The sequence below is a fragment of the Kyrpidia spormannii genome, assembly GCF_002804065.1.
Taxonomy (GTDB): Bacteria; Bacillota; Bacilli; order Kyrpidiales; family Kyrpidiaceae; genus Kyrpidia; species Kyrpidia spormannii.
In genome coordinates this window covers 150,192-163,439 of sequence record NZ_CP024955.1, presented here as the reverse complement: position 1 = coordinate 163,439, position 13,248 = coordinate 150,192, and the positions used below count along the sequence as shown (strand labels likewise).

26 protein-coding genes are annotated in these 13,248 nt (G+C 58.2%); all 26 read right to left on the bottom strand.

Annotated features, from left to right (window positions below):
* Positions 1 to 4 precede the first annotated feature (4 nt).
* On the bottom strand, positions 5 to 838 hold the full coding sequence (gene truA, locus CVV65_RS00940) for a tRNA pseudouridine(38-40) synthase TruA (protein ID WP_100666566.1): 834 nt from the start codon (positions 836 to 838) through the stop codon (positions 5 to 7).
* 121 nt (positions 839 to 959) lie between these two features.
* Positions 960 to 1,325, bottom strand: a complete 366-nt coding sequence (gene rplQ / locus CVV65_RS00935) for a 50S ribosomal protein L17 (protein WP_013074254.1) — start codon at positions 1,323 to 1,325, stop codon at positions 960 to 962.
* 29 nt (positions 1,326 to 1,354) lie between these two features.
* Positions 1,355 to 2,299 carry a DNA-directed RNA polymerase subunit alpha gene (locus CVV65_RS00930; RefSeq protein WP_100666565.1) on the bottom strand — a complete coding sequence of 315 codons (945 nt, stop codon included), beginning with the start codon at positions 2,297 to 2,299 and terminating at the stop codon, positions 1,355 to 1,357.
* Positions 2,300 to 2,380: 81 nt separating this feature from the next.
* Positions 2,381 to 3,007 (bottom strand): 30S ribosomal protein S4, encoded by a 627-nt coding sequence (gene rpsD, locus CVV65_RS00925; RefSeq protein WP_100666564.1) that lies wholly within the window; start codon positions 3,005 to 3,007, stop codon positions 2,381 to 2,383.
* A gap of 57 nt (positions 3,008 to 3,064) precedes the next feature.
* Positions 3,065 to 3,472 carry a 30S ribosomal protein S11 gene (gene rpsK, locus CVV65_RS00920; RefSeq protein WP_013074251.1) on the bottom strand — a complete coding sequence of 136 codons (408 nt, stop codon included), beginning with the start codon at positions 3,470 to 3,472 and terminating at the stop codon, positions 3,065 to 3,067.
* 35 nt (positions 3,473 to 3,507) lie between these two features.
* A complete protein-coding gene (rpsM, locus tag CVV65_RS00915) occupies positions 3,508 to 3,876 on the bottom strand; it encodes a 30S ribosomal protein S13 (protein WP_013074250.1) in 369 nt (122 codons plus the stop codon).
* Positions 3,877 to 3,965: 89 nt separating this feature from the next.
* Entirely contained in the window at positions 3,966 to 4,079 is a 114-nt protein-coding gene (gene rpmJ / locus CVV65_RS00910) for a 50S ribosomal protein L36 (protein WP_013074249.1), read from the bottom strand.
* 101 nt (positions 4,080 to 4,180) lie between these two features.
* A complete protein-coding gene (infA, locus tag CVV65_RS00905) occupies positions 4,181 to 4,399 on the bottom strand; it encodes a translation initiation factor IF-1 (RefSeq protein ID WP_013074248.1) in 219 nt (72 codons plus the stop codon).
* Positions 4,399 to 4,731, bottom strand: a complete 333-nt coding sequence (locus CVV65_RS00900) for a KOW domain-containing RNA-binding protein (protein ID WP_100669079.1) — start codon at positions 4,729 to 4,731, stop codon at positions 4,399 to 4,401. Before CVV65_RS00900 ends, infA begins: the two co-directional genes overlap by 1 nt.
* Before the next feature lie 17 nt (positions 4,732 to 4,748).
* Positions 4,749 to 5,495: a type I methionyl aminopeptidase gene (gene map, locus CVV65_RS00895; RefSeq protein ID WP_100666563.1), complete on the bottom strand. Its 747-nt coding sequence runs from the start codon at positions 5,493 to 5,495 to the stop codon at positions 4,749 to 4,751.
* Positions 5,492 to 6,145: an adenylate kinase gene (locus tag CVV65_RS00890; RefSeq protein ID WP_100669078.1), complete on the bottom strand. Its 654-nt coding sequence runs from the start codon at positions 6,143 to 6,145 to the stop codon at positions 5,492 to 5,494. The genes map and CVV65_RS00890 overlap by 4 nt, the downstream gene beginning before the upstream one ends.
* A gap of 15 nt (positions 6,146 to 6,160) precedes the next feature.
* Complete coding sequence (secY, locus tag CVV65_RS00885) at positions 6,161 to 7,447, bottom strand: preprotein translocase subunit SecY (protein WP_100666562.1); 1,287 nt, start codon at positions 7,445 to 7,447, stop codon at positions 6,161 to 6,163.
* A gap of 1 nt (position 7,448) precedes the next feature.
* Positions 7,449 to 7,892 carry a 50S ribosomal protein L15 gene (gene rplO / locus CVV65_RS00880; protein ID WP_100666561.1) on the bottom strand — a complete coding sequence of 148 codons (444 nt, stop codon included), beginning with the start codon at positions 7,890 to 7,892 and terminating at the stop codon, positions 7,449 to 7,451.
* Between the two features lie 29 nt (positions 7,893 to 7,921).
* Complete coding sequence (gene rpmD, locus CVV65_RS00875; RefSeq protein WP_013074242.1) at positions 7,922 to 8,107, bottom strand: 50S ribosomal protein L30; 186 nt, start codon at positions 8,105 to 8,107, stop codon at positions 7,922 to 7,924.
* Positions 8,108 to 8,119: 12 nt separating this feature from the next.
* The gene (rpsE, locus tag CVV65_RS00870; RefSeq protein WP_013074241.1) at positions 8,120 to 8,617 is read right to left on the bottom strand and encodes a 30S ribosomal protein S5; all 498 of its coding nucleotides are present in this window, start codon (positions 8,615 to 8,617) and stop codon (positions 8,120 to 8,122) included.
* A 24-nt stretch (positions 8,618 to 8,641) separates the two neighbouring features.
* On the bottom strand, positions 8,642 to 9,010 hold the full coding sequence (gene rplR / locus CVV65_RS00865) for a 50S ribosomal protein L18 (protein ID WP_100666559.1): 369 nt from the start codon (positions 9,008 to 9,010) through the stop codon (positions 8,642 to 8,644).
* A 53-nt stretch (positions 9,011 to 9,063) separates the two neighbouring features.
* Entirely contained in the window at positions 9,064 to 9,603 is a 540-nt protein-coding gene (rplF, locus tag CVV65_RS00860; protein ID WP_100666558.1) for a 50S ribosomal protein L6, read from the bottom strand.
* Between the two features lie 30 nt (positions 9,604 to 9,633).
* Complete coding sequence (rpsH, locus tag CVV65_RS00855) at positions 9,634 to 10,032, bottom strand: 30S ribosomal protein S8 (RefSeq protein ID WP_100666557.1); 399 nt, start codon at positions 10,030 to 10,032, stop codon at positions 9,634 to 9,636.
* A 47-nt stretch (positions 10,033 to 10,079) separates the two neighbouring features.
* Positions 10,080 to 10,265 carry a type Z 30S ribosomal protein S14 gene (locus tag CVV65_RS00850; protein ID WP_013074237.1) on the bottom strand — a complete coding sequence of 62 codons (186 nt, stop codon included), beginning with the start codon at positions 10,263 to 10,265 and terminating at the stop codon, positions 10,080 to 10,082.
* Positions 10,266 to 10,294: 29 nt separating this feature from the next.
* The gene (gene rplE / locus CVV65_RS00845) at positions 10,295 to 10,840 is read right to left on the bottom strand and encodes a 50S ribosomal protein L5 (protein ID WP_100666556.1); all 546 of its coding nucleotides are present in this window, start codon (positions 10,838 to 10,840) and stop codon (positions 10,295 to 10,297) included.
* Between the two features lie 22 nt (positions 10,841 to 10,862).
* Positions 10,863 to 11,177 (bottom strand): 50S ribosomal protein L24, encoded by a 315-nt coding sequence (gene rplX / locus CVV65_RS00840; protein ID WP_133121347.1) that lies wholly within the window; start codon positions 11,175 to 11,177, stop codon positions 10,863 to 10,865.
* 81 nt (positions 11,178 to 11,258) lie between these two features.
* Positions 11,259 to 11,627, bottom strand: a complete 369-nt coding sequence (gene rplN / locus CVV65_RS00835; protein WP_100666554.1) for a 50S ribosomal protein L14 — start codon at positions 11,625 to 11,627, stop codon at positions 11,259 to 11,261.
* 27 nt (positions 11,628 to 11,654) lie between these two features.
* A complete protein-coding gene (rpsQ, locus tag CVV65_RS00830) occupies positions 11,655 to 11,921 on the bottom strand; it encodes a 30S ribosomal protein S17 (protein WP_100666553.1) in 267 nt (88 codons plus the stop codon).
* Positions 11,922 to 11,940: 19 nt separating this feature from the next.
* Complete coding sequence (gene rpmC, locus CVV65_RS00825) at positions 11,941 to 12,138, bottom strand: 50S ribosomal protein L29 (RefSeq protein ID WP_013074232.1); 198 nt, start codon at positions 12,136 to 12,138, stop codon at positions 11,941 to 11,943.
* Entirely contained in the window at positions 12,128 to 12,562 is a 435-nt protein-coding gene (rplP, locus tag CVV65_RS00820) for a 50S ribosomal protein L16 (RefSeq protein WP_100666552.1), read from the bottom strand. The genes rpmC and rplP overlap by 11 nt, the downstream gene beginning before the upstream one ends.
* Before the next feature lie 2 nt (positions 12,563 to 12,564).
* Complete coding sequence (rpsC, locus tag CVV65_RS00815; RefSeq protein ID WP_013074230.1) at positions 12,565 to 13,245, bottom strand: 30S ribosomal protein S3; 681 nt, start codon at positions 13,243 to 13,245, stop codon at positions 12,565 to 12,567.
* Positions 13,246 to 13,248: the final 3 nt, after the last annotated feature.

Here is a 13,248-nt window from a genome sequence, read left to right as displayed (position 1 = left end):
CATTTCAACCCTCGTGGTTCCATGGGCCGAAAACTCCATGCTCATTGTACTGAGCTGCCGCAGTCAAGTCAAGAAAACCGCTCCAAGCTCGGGTGAAATCGCCCGTCTCATAGTACACGTCCCACAAGGTCAGCCCTTTCGCAGGGGCCGTCACTCCCGCCGCCCGACGATCCCGGGCGGCCAAAATCCCGGAGATAGACTCTACCGATCGCTTCCCGAGCCCCACCTCCACCAGGGTTCCGACCAGGATGCGGACCATCTGGTACAGAAAGCCGTTGCCAAACACGTAAAGGTGGACAAAAGGCGGCTCCTCGGCCAGGCGGATGGCGTATACCGTCCGCACCTTGTTCTGTACCGGAGTGCCGGCGGCGCAAAAGCTGGTATAATCGTGAGTCCCTGCAGCCGCGAGGGCCGCCCGGCGCATCGACCCCAGATCCATCTGAGTCGGTACGTGCCACGCATAGCGACGAAGAAACACTGAGGGATACACCCCTTGATCCAGGGTGTAACGATAGCATTTGCCCACTGCGGAACAACGCGGGTGAAAGGACTCCGGCGCCGGTTCAAGATTGGATACCACCAGATCTTCCGGTAGCCGCCGAAGCAAAACCCGCTCTAATCGCTGCCAGGGAATCGGTCCCGGCCACTCGAAGGCGACCACCTGTCCCCGGGCGTGCACTCCGGCATCTGTCCGCCCCGCCCCGGCAATCGAAATCTCCCGGCCGGCCAACTCCCCTAAGGCCCCTTCCAGCACCCCCTGAACTGTTCTCAGGCCGGGTTGACGCTGGAATCCGTGATAATCGGTCCCATCGTAAGCCACCTTCGCCTTAACGTACACCGCCGCGCCCCTTTCCTAGCCGGTGGGCCTGGAGCGTCCGGGTATCTCACCCAAAGCATACGGAAAACGAGGCTTGCCCCCGGAGGACAAACCTCGCCCGCGCGGTTGTTGTCAGAAACAATTATTCCACCAGTTCAAGGTAAACCATGGGCGCAGCGTCCCCCCGGCGCGGACCCAGCTTCAGGATGCGGGTGTAGCCGCCGTTACGTTCCTGGTACCGGGGTGCAATCTCGCTGAACAACTTTTGCACCACATCCTGATTCGTGTCTTCGTCTGCCGTCTCTTTATAGACGAAAGCCGCCACCTGGCGCCGGGCGTGAAGATCCCCCCGTTTTGCCAAGGTGATCATTTTCTCCGCCACTTTGCGCACTTCTTTCGCCTTTGCTTCAGTGGTGCGAATGCGCTCATACATGAACAAATCTGTGACCAGGCTGCGGAAGAGCGCTTTGCGTGCTGACGAGTATCTTCCCAGCTTTCGATACGACACCGGTACTCCCTCCCTTCTTTTTGCCGACCTTATTCTTCTTTGCGTAAGGCCAAGCCCAACTCGGCCAGTTTCTCTTGAACCTCTTCCAGGGACTTTCGGCCGAGATTGCGGACTTTCATCATTTCCTCTTCGGTTTTCGAGCACAATTCGGCCACGGTGTTAATTCCCGCCCGTTTGAGACAGTTGTAGGAACGGACTGAGAGGTCCAACTCCTCGATAGTCATGTCGAGCACCTTTTCCCGGCGCTGCTCGTCCCGTTCCACCAACACATCGCCGGCCCGGGGCTGATCGGTGAGGCCGAGAAACAGGGTGAGGTGCTCGGTGAGGATCCGGGCCCCGTAACTGACCGCCTCGTCAGGTCGAATACTTCCGTCCGTCCACACTTCAAAGGTCAATTTATCATAATCGGTCACCTGGCCGACCCGGGTGTTTTCGATACTGTAATTCACCCGACTGATCGGAGTAAAAATCGAATCCATGGGAATGACGCCGATCGGCTGCTCCTCGTTTTTGTTCCGGTCCGCCGGTACATAACCCCGCCCCCGGGCGGCTTTAATCTCGGCGTACAGCCGCGCCCCTTCCGCCAAAGTGGCGATATGCAAATCGGGGTTGAGGATGTCCACATCCGAATCGGCTTGAATGTCCCCGGCCTTGATTTCCCCCTCGCCTTCGGCGTCGATGATGAGGGTTTTCTCCTCATCCGAATGGATCCTCAAGGCCAGGTGTTTCAAGTTCAGAATGATCTCCGTCGTGTCCTCCACAACCCCGGGAATGGTCGAAAATTCGTGGAGTACCCCGTCGATCTTGACCGACGTACAGGCAGCCCCGGGTAACGACGACAACAGGATGCGCCGCAAAGCGTTGCCCAAGGTGGTACCGTAGCCACGCTCAAGCGGCTCGATCACAAACTTGCCGTAGGTCCCGGACTCGTTGATCTCGACCGTTTCCAATCGCGGCTTTTCCATTTCGATCATCCACGTGACCCTCCTTCTCGACCATCTCGACAGTCCGGTTCGCGGCGATCGGCCGAGAGCCGGGTGGAACTTTACCCGGCATTACCGCGAGTACAACTCGACGATCATCTGCTCCTGTACCGGCGTGTCAATCTCGTCTCGGGTGGGGATACGGAGGACCTTTCCGGAAGCCGTGGCTGAATCCCGATCGAGCCACGCAGGTACCGCCCTGCTGTCGGCGGTCTCTACCAGCTCTTTGAGCCGCGGGGATTCCAGGCTCTTTTCCCTCACGGCCACAACGTCCCCTTCTTTCAGTTGGTACGAAGGAATGTCCACCCGGCGCCCGTTCACCGTAAAATGACCGTGACGCACCAACTGCCTTGCTTCAGCCCGGGAGGCAGCGTACCCCAACCGGTACACGACATTATCGAGGCGCCGCTCGAGCAACTGGAGGAGCACCTCACCGGTGACCCCGTGTTGCCGGTTCGCCTCTTCATAGTAATGTCGGAACTGTTTCTCCAGCACACCGTAAGTCCGGCGAGCTTTTTGTTTTTCCCGCAGTTGAATGCCGTATTCGGACTGTTTCCGGCGGCCCTGGCCATGCTGACCAGGCGCGTACCCGCGCCGGTCAATGGCGCATTTGTCGGAATAGCAGCGCTCGCCCTTTAGATAGAGCTTGACGCCCTCCCGCCGGCACAGTCGACAAACCGGACCGGTATATCTTGCCATTCTAGTATAGACACCTCCTGATCATTTGTATACTCAAGGAATTGCTCCGTACCCCAATCAGACGCGCCGGCGCTTTGGCGGACGGCAACCGTTGTGCGGAATAGGAGTCACGTCCTTGATCAGGCTCACTTCCAAGCCCGCCGCTTGCAGCGACCGAATCGCCGCTTCCCGTCCCGCTCCCGGTCCCTTGACATAGACCTCCACCGTTCGCATCCCGTGCTCCATAGCCTTCCGGGCAGCAGAATCAGCGGCCATCTGGGCAGCAAAGGGCGTGCTTTTCCGAGAGCCCTTGAATCCGACGTTCCCGGCGCTGGCCCAGGAAATGGCGTTTCCTGCACCATCGGTAATGGTGACGATGGTATTGTTGAACGTGGACCGAATATGGGCGATGCCCGCTTCGATGTTCTTTCGGTCCCGGCGTTTCATGCGAGTGGCGGTGGCCGCCCGGCGTTTCGGTTTTGCCATAGAGTCCCGTCCTCCTTTCATCTAGATCCTGCACTTTATTTTTTCTTCCCGGCCACCGTGCGGCGCGGCCCCTTGCGTGTGCGGGCGTTCGTTTTCGTCCTTTGTCCGCGCACCGGCAACCCCCGGCGGTGCCGCAGCCCGCGGTAGCAGCCGATTTCGGTCAGGCGCTTGATGTTCATCGCCACGTCCCGGCGAAGGTCTCCTTCGACCTTCAGGTTCCTGTCGATGTATTCCCGAAGCCGCGCCACCTCTTCATCGGTGAGATCCCGGACTCGGGTATCGGGGTTCACCCCTGTTTCCCGCAGAATTCGATTCGACATTGGACGGCCAATGCCGTATATATACGTCAGGCCGATCTCCACCCGTTTTTCCCGCGGAAGATCCACACCAGCGATTCGTGCCATAGGTTACACCTCCTCGAGTTCATTGGAATTAGTGAGAGATGCGCACATCCCGGGCTCGTACACCCACGGCCCGGAGGCCGAGCCCCCGATCAACCCTGGCGCTGCTTATGCTTGGGATTCTCACAGATGACCATCACGACGCCTTTGCGCCGAATCACCTTGCACTTTTCACAGATCGGTTTTACAGACGGACGAACTTTCACGGTGCTCCCTCCTTCCGCCGCCGGGCGCCCATGCATCCTCCAGGCGCCGGATTCCCCGGGCGCCCTGTGAGCGCATTCGTCCGGACAGTCGTTGAGACCTGTCACTTATAGCGATACGTGATGCGACCGCGAGTCAAGTCGTAAGGCGACAACTCCACCGTCACGCGATCCCCGGGGAGAATACGGATGTAATGCATCCGGATCTTCCCCGACACATGGGCCAAGATCTTGTGCCCGTTTTGCAGCTCGACCCGGAACATCGCGTTGGGCAAGGGCTCGATCACAGTGCCCTCGACCTCGATGACGTCCTCTTTGGCCATCAATCCACTCCCCTTTCTGCGTCTCCGCCGTCTTCTCTGGCATCCTTTGACTGTTCTTGGTGAAAGGTACGAAGGCTGTATCTCAGGTCGGCGTCGGTCACCTTTCCCATTGTATGAAGCCGTTCTAGGACCTTCCCAGCGCGTTTGCCCGTAGGCCGGACATGGAGGACATTTTTCTTTTTCGGTCGCTCCACCGTTCGACCTTCCCCGTCTGCCAGCCAGACCCACCGGTCTTCAGACCGATCGATCACAACCATATATCGACCGGCCTCTCGTCCTTGCCGCACTTCAACGATTTCGCCGATCTCAGGCGTGGGGTGCACTCTCGCCATCTCCGGCACCACCTCGCTCACAGACGGGTCAGAATTTCCGGTTCCCCTTCGGTAATCGCGACGGTATGTTCAAAATGAGCCGCCAGCGAACCGTCCACCGTCACCACCGTCCAGTTATCGGGCAGGGTTTTTACGTGGTAGGAACCGGCGTTGACCATCGGTTCGATGGCGAGGACCATACCGGGTTTGAGTCTGGGGCCGTGGCCGGGCGGCCCGAAATTCGGGATTTGCGGGTCTTCGTGCATCTCTTGACCCACCCCGTGTCCCACGTAATCGCGCACCACGGAGAATCCGTGTTGTTCGACATAGACTTGAACGGCATGGGAAATGTCCGAAAGGCGGTTGCCGACCACCGCCTTTTCGATCCCTTTGTACAGGGACGCTTCGGTGACGTCGAGTAGGCGCCTGGCCTCTTCGCTGATTGAACCGACAGGCACAGTGATTGCCGCGTCACCATGGTAACCGTGATACTGGGCACCGATGTCGATACTGACGATATCGCCTTCCACCAGTTTCCGGTCGCCAGGAATACCGTGAACCAATTCTTCATTTACAGAGGCGCAGATCGAAGCCGGGTAGCCGTGATAGCCTTTAAAGGACGGGATCGCCCCGTTTCTGCGAATCACGTGCTCGGCGATGCGGTCCAGTTCCCGGGTGGTGATCCCAGGTTCCACCGCTTGCGCCGTCTCTTTCAGGGCCAGGGCGACAATCCGCCCTGCTTCCCTCATCCATTCCAGTTCCGCCTTCGACTTGCTCACAATCATGACGGTCGACCTCGCAGAATCTCTTGGATTTGCTGGTAGACTTCGTCGATAGGCCTCTCGCCTTCCACACGTCGGACAAGGCCCTTGGTCTCATAATAATCGAGGAGCGCATCCACTTGGCGAAGGTTCACATCCAGGCGTTTCCCCACCGTTTCCGGGGTATCGTCGCTGCGTTGATAAAGTTCCCCTCCGCACACATCGCAGATCCCCTCCCGTTTTGGGGGGCGGAAAGCGATGTGGTAGCTGGCGCCACACTGCCGACACACCCGCCGACCGGTGAGGCGCTCCACCAGAGCCTCCCGGGAGACCTCGATGTAGATAACGTGGTCTAACGCTGTCGCCAGGGAGTCAAGAATATCATCCAACGCCCGGGCCTGGGGAACGGTTCTGGGGAAGCCATCCAGTAGAAAACCCTTCTGGTAGTCGGGCTTCGACAAAGTTTCTCGCACGATGCCGATGGTCACATCATCGGGCACCAATTGCCCTTGATCCATATATTGTTTAGCTTTCAACCCCAATTCGGTTCCCTCGGCCACAGCCGCCCGGAACATGTCCCCGGTGGACAGATGAGCGATCCCATAACCCTCCACAATCCGGGCGGCCTGGGTTCCTTTCCCGGCCCCGGGCAACCCGATGAACACGATCCGCATCTTCATCCCTGCCTTTCATGACCGAATAAAGCCCCGGTAATGCCGCTGCAACAACTGGCTCTCGATTTGCTTCATCGTTTCAAGAGCCACCCCGGTGACGATCAACAGCCCTGTTCCCCCAAAGTACAGGTTCAGCCCGGTGAGATTTCCAAACAAGATGGGCAAAACGGTCACCGCCGCCAAAAACAGGGCACCGGCCAAGGTGATCCGGTTCATCACTCGGATGATGAACGCTTCCGTGGCTTTACCCGGTCGGATACCCGGGATGAAGCCGGAGTACTTTCTCATCTGGTCAGCCAACTGCTGAGGGTTGATCTGGACATACGTATAGAAGAACGTAAATCCGATGATCAATAGAACCTCCAGGACCAGATAAGTGGTCGAACGATAACTGAATACCGTCATCACCCAGTCGGCAAACCAATGCCCTCGAAAGAACTGGGCGATGGTCGCCGGGAACAAGAGCAAGGAAGTGGCGAAAATGACCGGAATCACGCCGGCCGCGTTCACCCGCAGGGGAATGTGGGTGGTTTGCCCACCGTACATGCGCCGTCCCACCACCCGCTTGGAATACTGAACGGGTATCCGGCGCACGCCCTGCTGGACAAAAATTACAGCCGTCACCACAATCACGATTCCCGCCAACATGAGGACGACCTTCACGATATTCAGGAACAGTTGGTCCGGATGTTGGTAGAACCAGCTCTGGTAAACGGTCCGGACGGCCCCTTCCAATCGGGCGACAATCCCGGCGAAAATAATGATGGAAATGCCGTTCCCGATCCCCTTTTCCGTGATCTGCTCACCGAGCCACATCAAAAATGCGGTTCCAGCCGTTAATGTGATCGCGATTAACGCGTAAGTTTCGAACCCGGGGTTCACAATCAGACCTGGCAATGTCCGGTTGAACGAAATCGACAGGCCCACCGCCTGTATCAATCCTAACACCACTGTCAAGTAACGCGTCACTTGGGCCAGGCGGCGCCTTCCGTGCTCCCCTTCCTTGGCCCATTCCGCGAATCGCGGAATCACGTCCATCGACAACAGTTGTACGATGATGGAAGCGGTGATATACGGCGTGATACTCATCGCAAAGAGCGAGAAATTCTGCAGAGCACCGCCGGAAAAGGTGTTTAACAATCCAAACACGGGGTTCTCCCCGAGTTGTTTGAGAACCGTGGCGTTTACGCTCGGCACTGGGATGAACGACCCGATTCGAAATACAGCGAGAATGCCGAGGGTAAACAGCACCCGATTCCTGAGATCCCGGGCCTTCCAGATGCCCGCGATAGTTTGGAACATGTTAAATCACCTCAGCGGCGCCGCCGGCCGCCTGGATTTTTTCAATGGCCGACTTGGAGAATCCGTTAGCCTTAACCGTGATACTGACTTCCAGATCCCCCTGCCCGAGAATCTTCACCCCATCCTTTGCCCCTTTGACCAGGCCCGCCTCCCGGAGCGTCTCCAGGGTCACCACGGTGCCCGGTGCAAAACGATTCAACTTGCCGACGTTCACCTCAGCCCAGTTTCTCTTGAACGGCGCGTTGCTGAACCCTCGCTTCGGCAACCGGCGGTACAAAGGCGTCTGGCCGCCTTCGAACCCCGGGCGAACGCCGCCGCCGGAGCGCGCTTTCTGCCCCTTGGTTCCGCGGCCGGCCGTCTTTCCGAGGCCCGATCCGATTCCCCTGCCCACCCGTTTGGAAGCTTTTTTCGAACCAGGCGCCGGCTTGAGTTCGTGCAGCTTCACTCGTTCCACCCCCTCTGCGTGCTGTTTGATTACTCGGCCACTTCCTCCACCCGCACCAAATGGTCGATCTTTTTCACCATCCCGCGAATCGTCGGGGTGTCCTCGTGCACCACAGTGTCCCGGATTTTACGAAGACCGAGACTACGGACCGTCGCCCGTTGATCTTCTGGCCGGCCGATGGTGCTCCGGACCAGGGTAATGGCCAGTCTCGCCACGATCTCTCCCCCCTATCCCAGGATTTCCTGGAGCGTTTTCCCGCGCAGCCGGGCCACTTCTTCCGGTCGCTTCAATTGCTTGAGCCCGGTGATGGTGGCATTCACCATGTTCAAAGGATTGTTTGAACCCAAGGATTTGGTGAGGATGTCCTTCACACCGGCCAATTCCAGCACCGCCCGCACCGGCCCCCCGGCAATGACGCCGGTACCCGGAGAAGCCGGCTTCAACAAAACTTTTCCTGCGCCAAAATGGCCCACCACTTCATGGGGAAGAGTGGTCCCCCGAAGCGGGACGTGAAACAGGTTCTTTTTTGCATCTTCGATCCCTTTGCGGATGGCATCCGGAACTTCTCCGGCCTTTCCCAAACCGGCCCCCACCCATCCGTTGCCGTCTCCGACAACCACAACAGCGCTAAAACTGAACCGGCGCCCACCTTTAACCACTTTGGCCACCCGGTTGATCGCCACAACTTTTTCCGTCAGTTCCAACTGGTTTGGATCAACGCGCATGTCTCCCCCTCCTTCGCCTGTCGATTAGAATTCCAGACCCGCCTCCCGCGCGGCATCCGCCAGTGCCCGCACCCGGCCGTGGTATAAATACCCGCCGCGGTCGAAGACCACCTTCGTGATCCCCTTCTCCATCGCCCGCTTCGCCACCAACTCTCCCACTTTACGGGCCGCCTCCACATTGCCTCCATATCCGATCTGCCCCCGCAATTCCGGATCCAGGGTGGACGCCGCCACATAGGTATGGCCTTTGGTATCGTCGATCACCTGGGCGTAAATGTGCCTCGCCGAGCGAAACACGTTAAGCCGCGGCCGGTCGGGGGTGCCGAACACTTTCTTGCGCACCCGCAGATGGCGCCGATGGCGCGCTTCTTTCCGACTCACACTCGCCGCCATGATTATAACCTCCCTTCGCAGACCAGATGGCGTCTCCGGCCTTCACTCGGCCATCACTTCTTTCCGGTCTTACCCACTTTGCGCCGAATCTTTTCGTTTTCGTATTTAATGCCCTTGCCCTTATACGGTTCAGGCTCTCGAATTCGCCGGATGGACGCCGCCACCGTACCAACCTGCTCTTTGTCGATGCCGCGCACCACCAGTTTGTTGGGAGCCGGGACATCGATTTCGATGCCGGCATCGGGCACCAATTCAACAGGGTGTGAAAAGCCCAAAGACAGGGTGACCTTATTGCCGGATTTCACTGCCCGATAGCCCACGCCCACAAGTTCGAGGTTTTTCTGGAAGCCCTTCGTCACGCCCTCCACCATGTTGGCGATGACGCTGCGGGTGGTCCCGTGCAAACTCTTGTGCAGCTTCTCATCACTGGGCCGGGTCACCACGACCTGGTTGCCTTCGATGGTGACGACCATATCTTTGTGGATATTCCGGGTCAGAGTGCCCTTCGGCCCCTTGACGGTCACCGTCTGCCCGTCGATGGACACCTCCACGCCGGCCGGAATTTCAATGGGTTTTCTCCCAATCCGCGACAAATTCCTTCACCTCCGTTCCCGCCCTCGTATTCACCACACGTAGCAAATGACTTCGCCACCCACACCGTTTCTCCGCGCATCTTTATCGGTCATAATCCCCCGGGACGTCGATAAAATAGCCAAGCCCAGTCCGCCCAAAACCCTGGGCACGGCATCATTCTTCACGTACACGCGGCGGCCGGGTTTGCTGATCCGCTTCAGACCGGTGATCACCCGTTCATTGTTGGGCCCGTACTTGAGGAACACCCGGATCATGCCCTGCTTGTTGTCGGGGATAAATTCAGCGTCCCGGATGAACCCTTCTTCTTTTAGGATGTTCGCGATAGCACGCTTCACGTTGGACGCGGGAATCTCGACCTTCTCATGCCCGACCAAATTGGCGTTTCGGATGCGCGTCAACATATCGGCGATCGGATCGGTCATCACCATGGCAGTTACCCTCCCTCCTGAACCCCTCAACGGTCAAAACTCTTCTCTCACCAGCTTGCCTTCTTGACCCCCGGCAACCGCCCTTGATAGGCAAGTTCCCGGAAGCAGATCCGGCAGACGCCAAATTTGCGCAAGACCGCGTGCGGACGGCCACACAGCTGGCAGCGGGTGTACGCCCGAGTCTTGAACTTCGGCTTGCGCTGCGCCTTCACGATCATCGATTTTTTCGCCACGCAGCACACCTCCCCCTGGTATCGGTGGATCAGCTCGCCCGAAAGGGCATACCCAACTGCGCCAACAGTTCCCGGGCCTCTTCGTCGCTGTCCGCCGTGGTTACGATGATGACCTCCAGGCCGCGGACTTTGTCGATTTTATCGTAATCGATCTCCGGGAAAATCAGTTGTTCCCGAAGTCCCAGACTATAGTTTCCGCGCCCGTCAAAGGCCCTGGGCGACACGCCGCGGAAGTCTCGAACCCGGGGCAACGCGACGTTGAATAGCTTATCAAGAAAATAATACATCCGATCTCCGCGCAAAGTGACCTTGACTCCGATGGGCATTCCCGCCCGCAGCTTGAAACTGGCCACGGACTTGCGAGCCCGGGTGACCACGGGTTTCTGGCCGGAGATCGCCGTCAAATCATCTACCGCCGCATCGAGAGCCTTGGGGTTCTGAACTGCCTCCCCAAGTCCGATATTGAGGACCACCTTCTCAACCTTGGGAACCTGCATCACGTTCCTGTAGCCGAATCTCTGCATGAGGGCGGGAATCACATCCCGCTTGTACCGCTCTAACAGTCGGGGCGCCACGCACACACCCTCCTTTCGCCGATCACTTATCTAGGATTTCACCGGACTTCTTCGCGTACCGGACCTTTTTGCCGTCCGCAAGGATCTTCATCCCCACCCGAGTCGGTTCGCCGGTTTTCGGGTCCACGATCATCACGTTTGAAACGTGAAGGGGAGCTTCCTTGGAGATGATGCCTCCCTGGGGATAAGTGGGGTTTGGCTTCATATGGCGCTTGACCATGTTCACGCCTTCCACCAGCACCCTCTGCCTTTTCGGATAAGCCGCCAGCACCCGGCCCTTTTTCCCTTTGTCCTTGCCAGCGATCACCGCCACCATGTCGCCCTTCTTGATCCGCATCTTGGTTTGGGACATCCCGCCACCACACCTCCTCGTTCCTTCCCCATCCGGGGTCGATACCCTGGTCGGGCAAGGCTCTTGTTACAACACTTCCGGAGCCAGTGAAATGATCTTCATGAAATCCCGATCTCGGAGCTCTCGGGCCACCGGCCCAAAAATCCGCGTGCCCCGAGGACTCTTGTCTTCTCGAATGATCACCGCTGCGTTTTCGTCAAAGCGGATATAACTGCCGTCCGCCCGTCGCACTCCCCGTCGGGATCGCACGATCACCGCCTTGACCACATCTCCTTTTTTGACAACGCCGCCGGGTGTTGCACTTTTCACCGAGGCAACAATGATATCGCCGATGTTCGCCGTCTTCCTGTTTGAACCGCCAAGAACCCGGAAACACATGATCTCCTTGGCCCCGGAATTGTCGGCTACCACCAGTCTGGTTTGCGGCTGAATCATCGAACCTCCTCCTTTCCCAAGCGAGGATTACAGGACTTCCGCCCGCTCCAAAATTTCCACGAGGCGCCAACGCTTCTCCTTGGAAAGGGGCCGGGTCTCCATAATCTTGACAGTGTCCCCGATCCTGGCCTCGTTATTCTCATCGTGCGCCTTAAACTTGGTCGTCCGCTTTACGGTTTTCCCGTACAGTGGGTGGGTCACGCTCTGGACCACCGCCACGACAATGGTTTTATCCATCTTGTCGCTGACGACCTTGCCAATCCTGGTCTTGCGCTGATTCCGCTCTTCGCTCACCTTGCTCCCCCTTTCCGCCTCAGCGAATCCCGAGTTCCCTTTCCCGAAGGATCGTCTTCGCCCGGGCAATGTCCTTTTTTACCTGCCGAATCCGCATGGGGTTGTCGAGCTGTCCCGTTGCCAATTGAAACCGCAGGTTGAACAGTTCCTCCTTGAGGTCATTGACCTTATCCTGAATCTCATCATCGCTCAGGTGCCGCAAGTCCTTAGGCTTCATGGCTGTCACCACCCATTTCACCCCGGGTCACAAACTTCGTCTTGATGGGGAGCTTGTGAGAAGCGAGGCGCATCGCTTCCTTCGCCACTTCTTCCGGAACGCCGGCCAGCTCAAACAGGATGCGCCCAGGCTTCACCACGGCAACCCACTGCTCCGGGGAACCTTTTCCGCTTCCCATACGGGTCTCCGCCGGCTTTTTCGTCACGGGCTTGGCCGGGAAGATCTTGATCCACACTTTTCCGCCCCGGCGGATATAACGGGTCATAGCAATTCGCGCCGCCTCGATCTGCCGGTTGGTGATCCACGCAGGTTCCAAAGCCTGAAGGCCGTATTCGCCAAAGGCAATCTCGTTGCCGCCCTTCGATCGGCCTTTCAGGCGCCCGCGCTGTTCTTTCCGATGTTTGACGCGCTTGGGCATTAGCATCTCTACTTGCCCCCTTCCTCTCCGCTCGACTTCTCCGCGTTCCGGTCCCCTTTAACCGGAAGAATCTCTCCGCGATAAATCCACACCTTTACACCAATCCGCCCATACGTGGTGTGGGCCTCGGCCAACGCATAATCGATATCGGCGCGCAGAGTGTGAAGGGGGACCGTCCCTTCAGAATACCCTTCAGTACGGGCGATCTCAGCTCCGGCCAGCCGCCCGGAGACCTGGATTTTCACACCCTTCGCCCCGGCTCGCATTGTGCGCTGGATCGCCTGCTTCATGGCCCGGCGGAACGCCACGCGTCGTTCCAATTGGGAAGCCACGTTCTCTGCGACGAGCTTGGCGGACAACTCCGGGTTTTTCACCTCGGCGATATTGATGTGTACCCGTTTTCCGGTCATGTGCGCCAACGCCGCCCGCAGAGCTTCGACCTCGGTTCCGCCTTTGCCGATAACCATCCCAGGCTTCGCCGTGTGAACAGTGATGTTCACGCGGTTAGCCGCCCGCTCGATCTCCACCGCGGAGACCGCGGCATCTTTCAACCGCTTAAAAATATAGTCGCGAATTTTTACGTCTTCGAGAAGGAGCTTCCCGTATTCCTTCTTCCCGGCGTACCATTTCGATTCCCAGTCACGAATGATTCCAATGCGCAGCCCGACCGGACTCACCTTTTGCCCCATGCA

Excerpts from the sequence above, each read along its gene's own strand:
- CVV65_RS00930 (WP_100666565.1), bottom strand. The coding sequence starts at position 2,299 with ATGATCGAAATGGAAAAGCCGCGATTGGAAACGGTCGAGATCAACGAG.
- map (WP_100666563.1), bottom strand. The coding sequence starts at position 5,495 with ATGATTGTGAGCAAGTCGAAGGCGGAACTGGAATGGATGAGGGAAGCA.
- rpsH (WP_100666557.1), bottom strand. The coding sequence starts at position 10,032 with ATGGTGATGACCGATCCGATCGCCGATATGTTGACGCGCATCCGAAAC.
- rpsK (WP_013074251.1), bottom strand. The coding sequence starts at position 3,472 with ATGGCAAAACCGAAACGCCGGGCGGCCACCGCCACTCGCATGAAACGC.
- rplN (WP_100666554.1), bottom strand. The coding sequence starts at position 11,627 with ATGATTCAGCCGCAAACCAGACTGGTGGTAGCCGACAATTCCGGGGCC.
- rplX (WP_133121347.1), bottom strand. The coding sequence starts at position 11,177 with ATGCGGATCAAGAAGGGCGACATGGTGGCGGTGATCGCTGGCAAGGAC.
- rpsD (WP_100666564.1), bottom strand. The coding sequence starts at position 3,007 with ATGGCAAGATATACCGGTCCGGTTTGTCGACTGTGCCGGCGGGAGGGC.
- rpsM (WP_013074250.1), bottom strand. The coding sequence starts at position 3,876 with ATGGCACGAATCGCTGGTGTGGATCTTCCGCGGGAAAAACGGGTGGAG.
- infA (WP_013074248.1), bottom strand. The coding sequence starts at position 4,399 with ATGGCCAAAGAGGACGTCATCGAGGTCGAGGGCACTGTGATCGAGCCC.
- rpmC (WP_013074232.1), bottom strand. The coding sequence starts at position 12,138 with ATGAAGCCTAAGGACTTGCGGCACCTGAGCGATGATGAGATTCAGGAT.
- rpsE (WP_013074241.1), bottom strand. The coding sequence starts at position 8,617 with ATGCGCGTTGATCCAAACCAGTTGGAACTGACGGAAAAAGTTGTGGCG.
- CVV65_RS00900 (WP_100669079.1), bottom strand. The coding sequence starts at position 4,731 with ATGGCGAGAGTGCACCCCACGCCTGAGATCGGCGAAATCGTTGAAGTG.
- rpsC (WP_013074230.1), bottom strand. The coding sequence starts at position 13,245 with ATGGGGCAAAAGGTGAGTCCGGTCGGGCTGCGCATTGGAATCATTCGT.
- secY (WP_100666562.1), bottom strand. The coding sequence starts at position 7,447 with ATGTTCCAAACTATCGCGGGCATCTGGAAGGCCCGGGATCTCAGGAAT.
- CVV65_RS00890 (WP_100669078.1), bottom strand. The coding sequence starts at position 6,145 with ATGCGGATCGTGTTCATCGGGTTGCCCGGGGCCGGGAAAGGAACCCAG.
- rplP (WP_100666552.1), bottom strand. The coding sequence starts at position 12,562 with ATGCTAATGCCCAAGCGCGTCAAACATCGGAAAGAACAGCGCGGGCGC.
- rplR (WP_100666559.1), bottom strand. The coding sequence starts at position 9,010 with ATGGCGGCGAGTGTGAGTCGGAAAGAAGCGCGCCATCGGCGCCATCTG.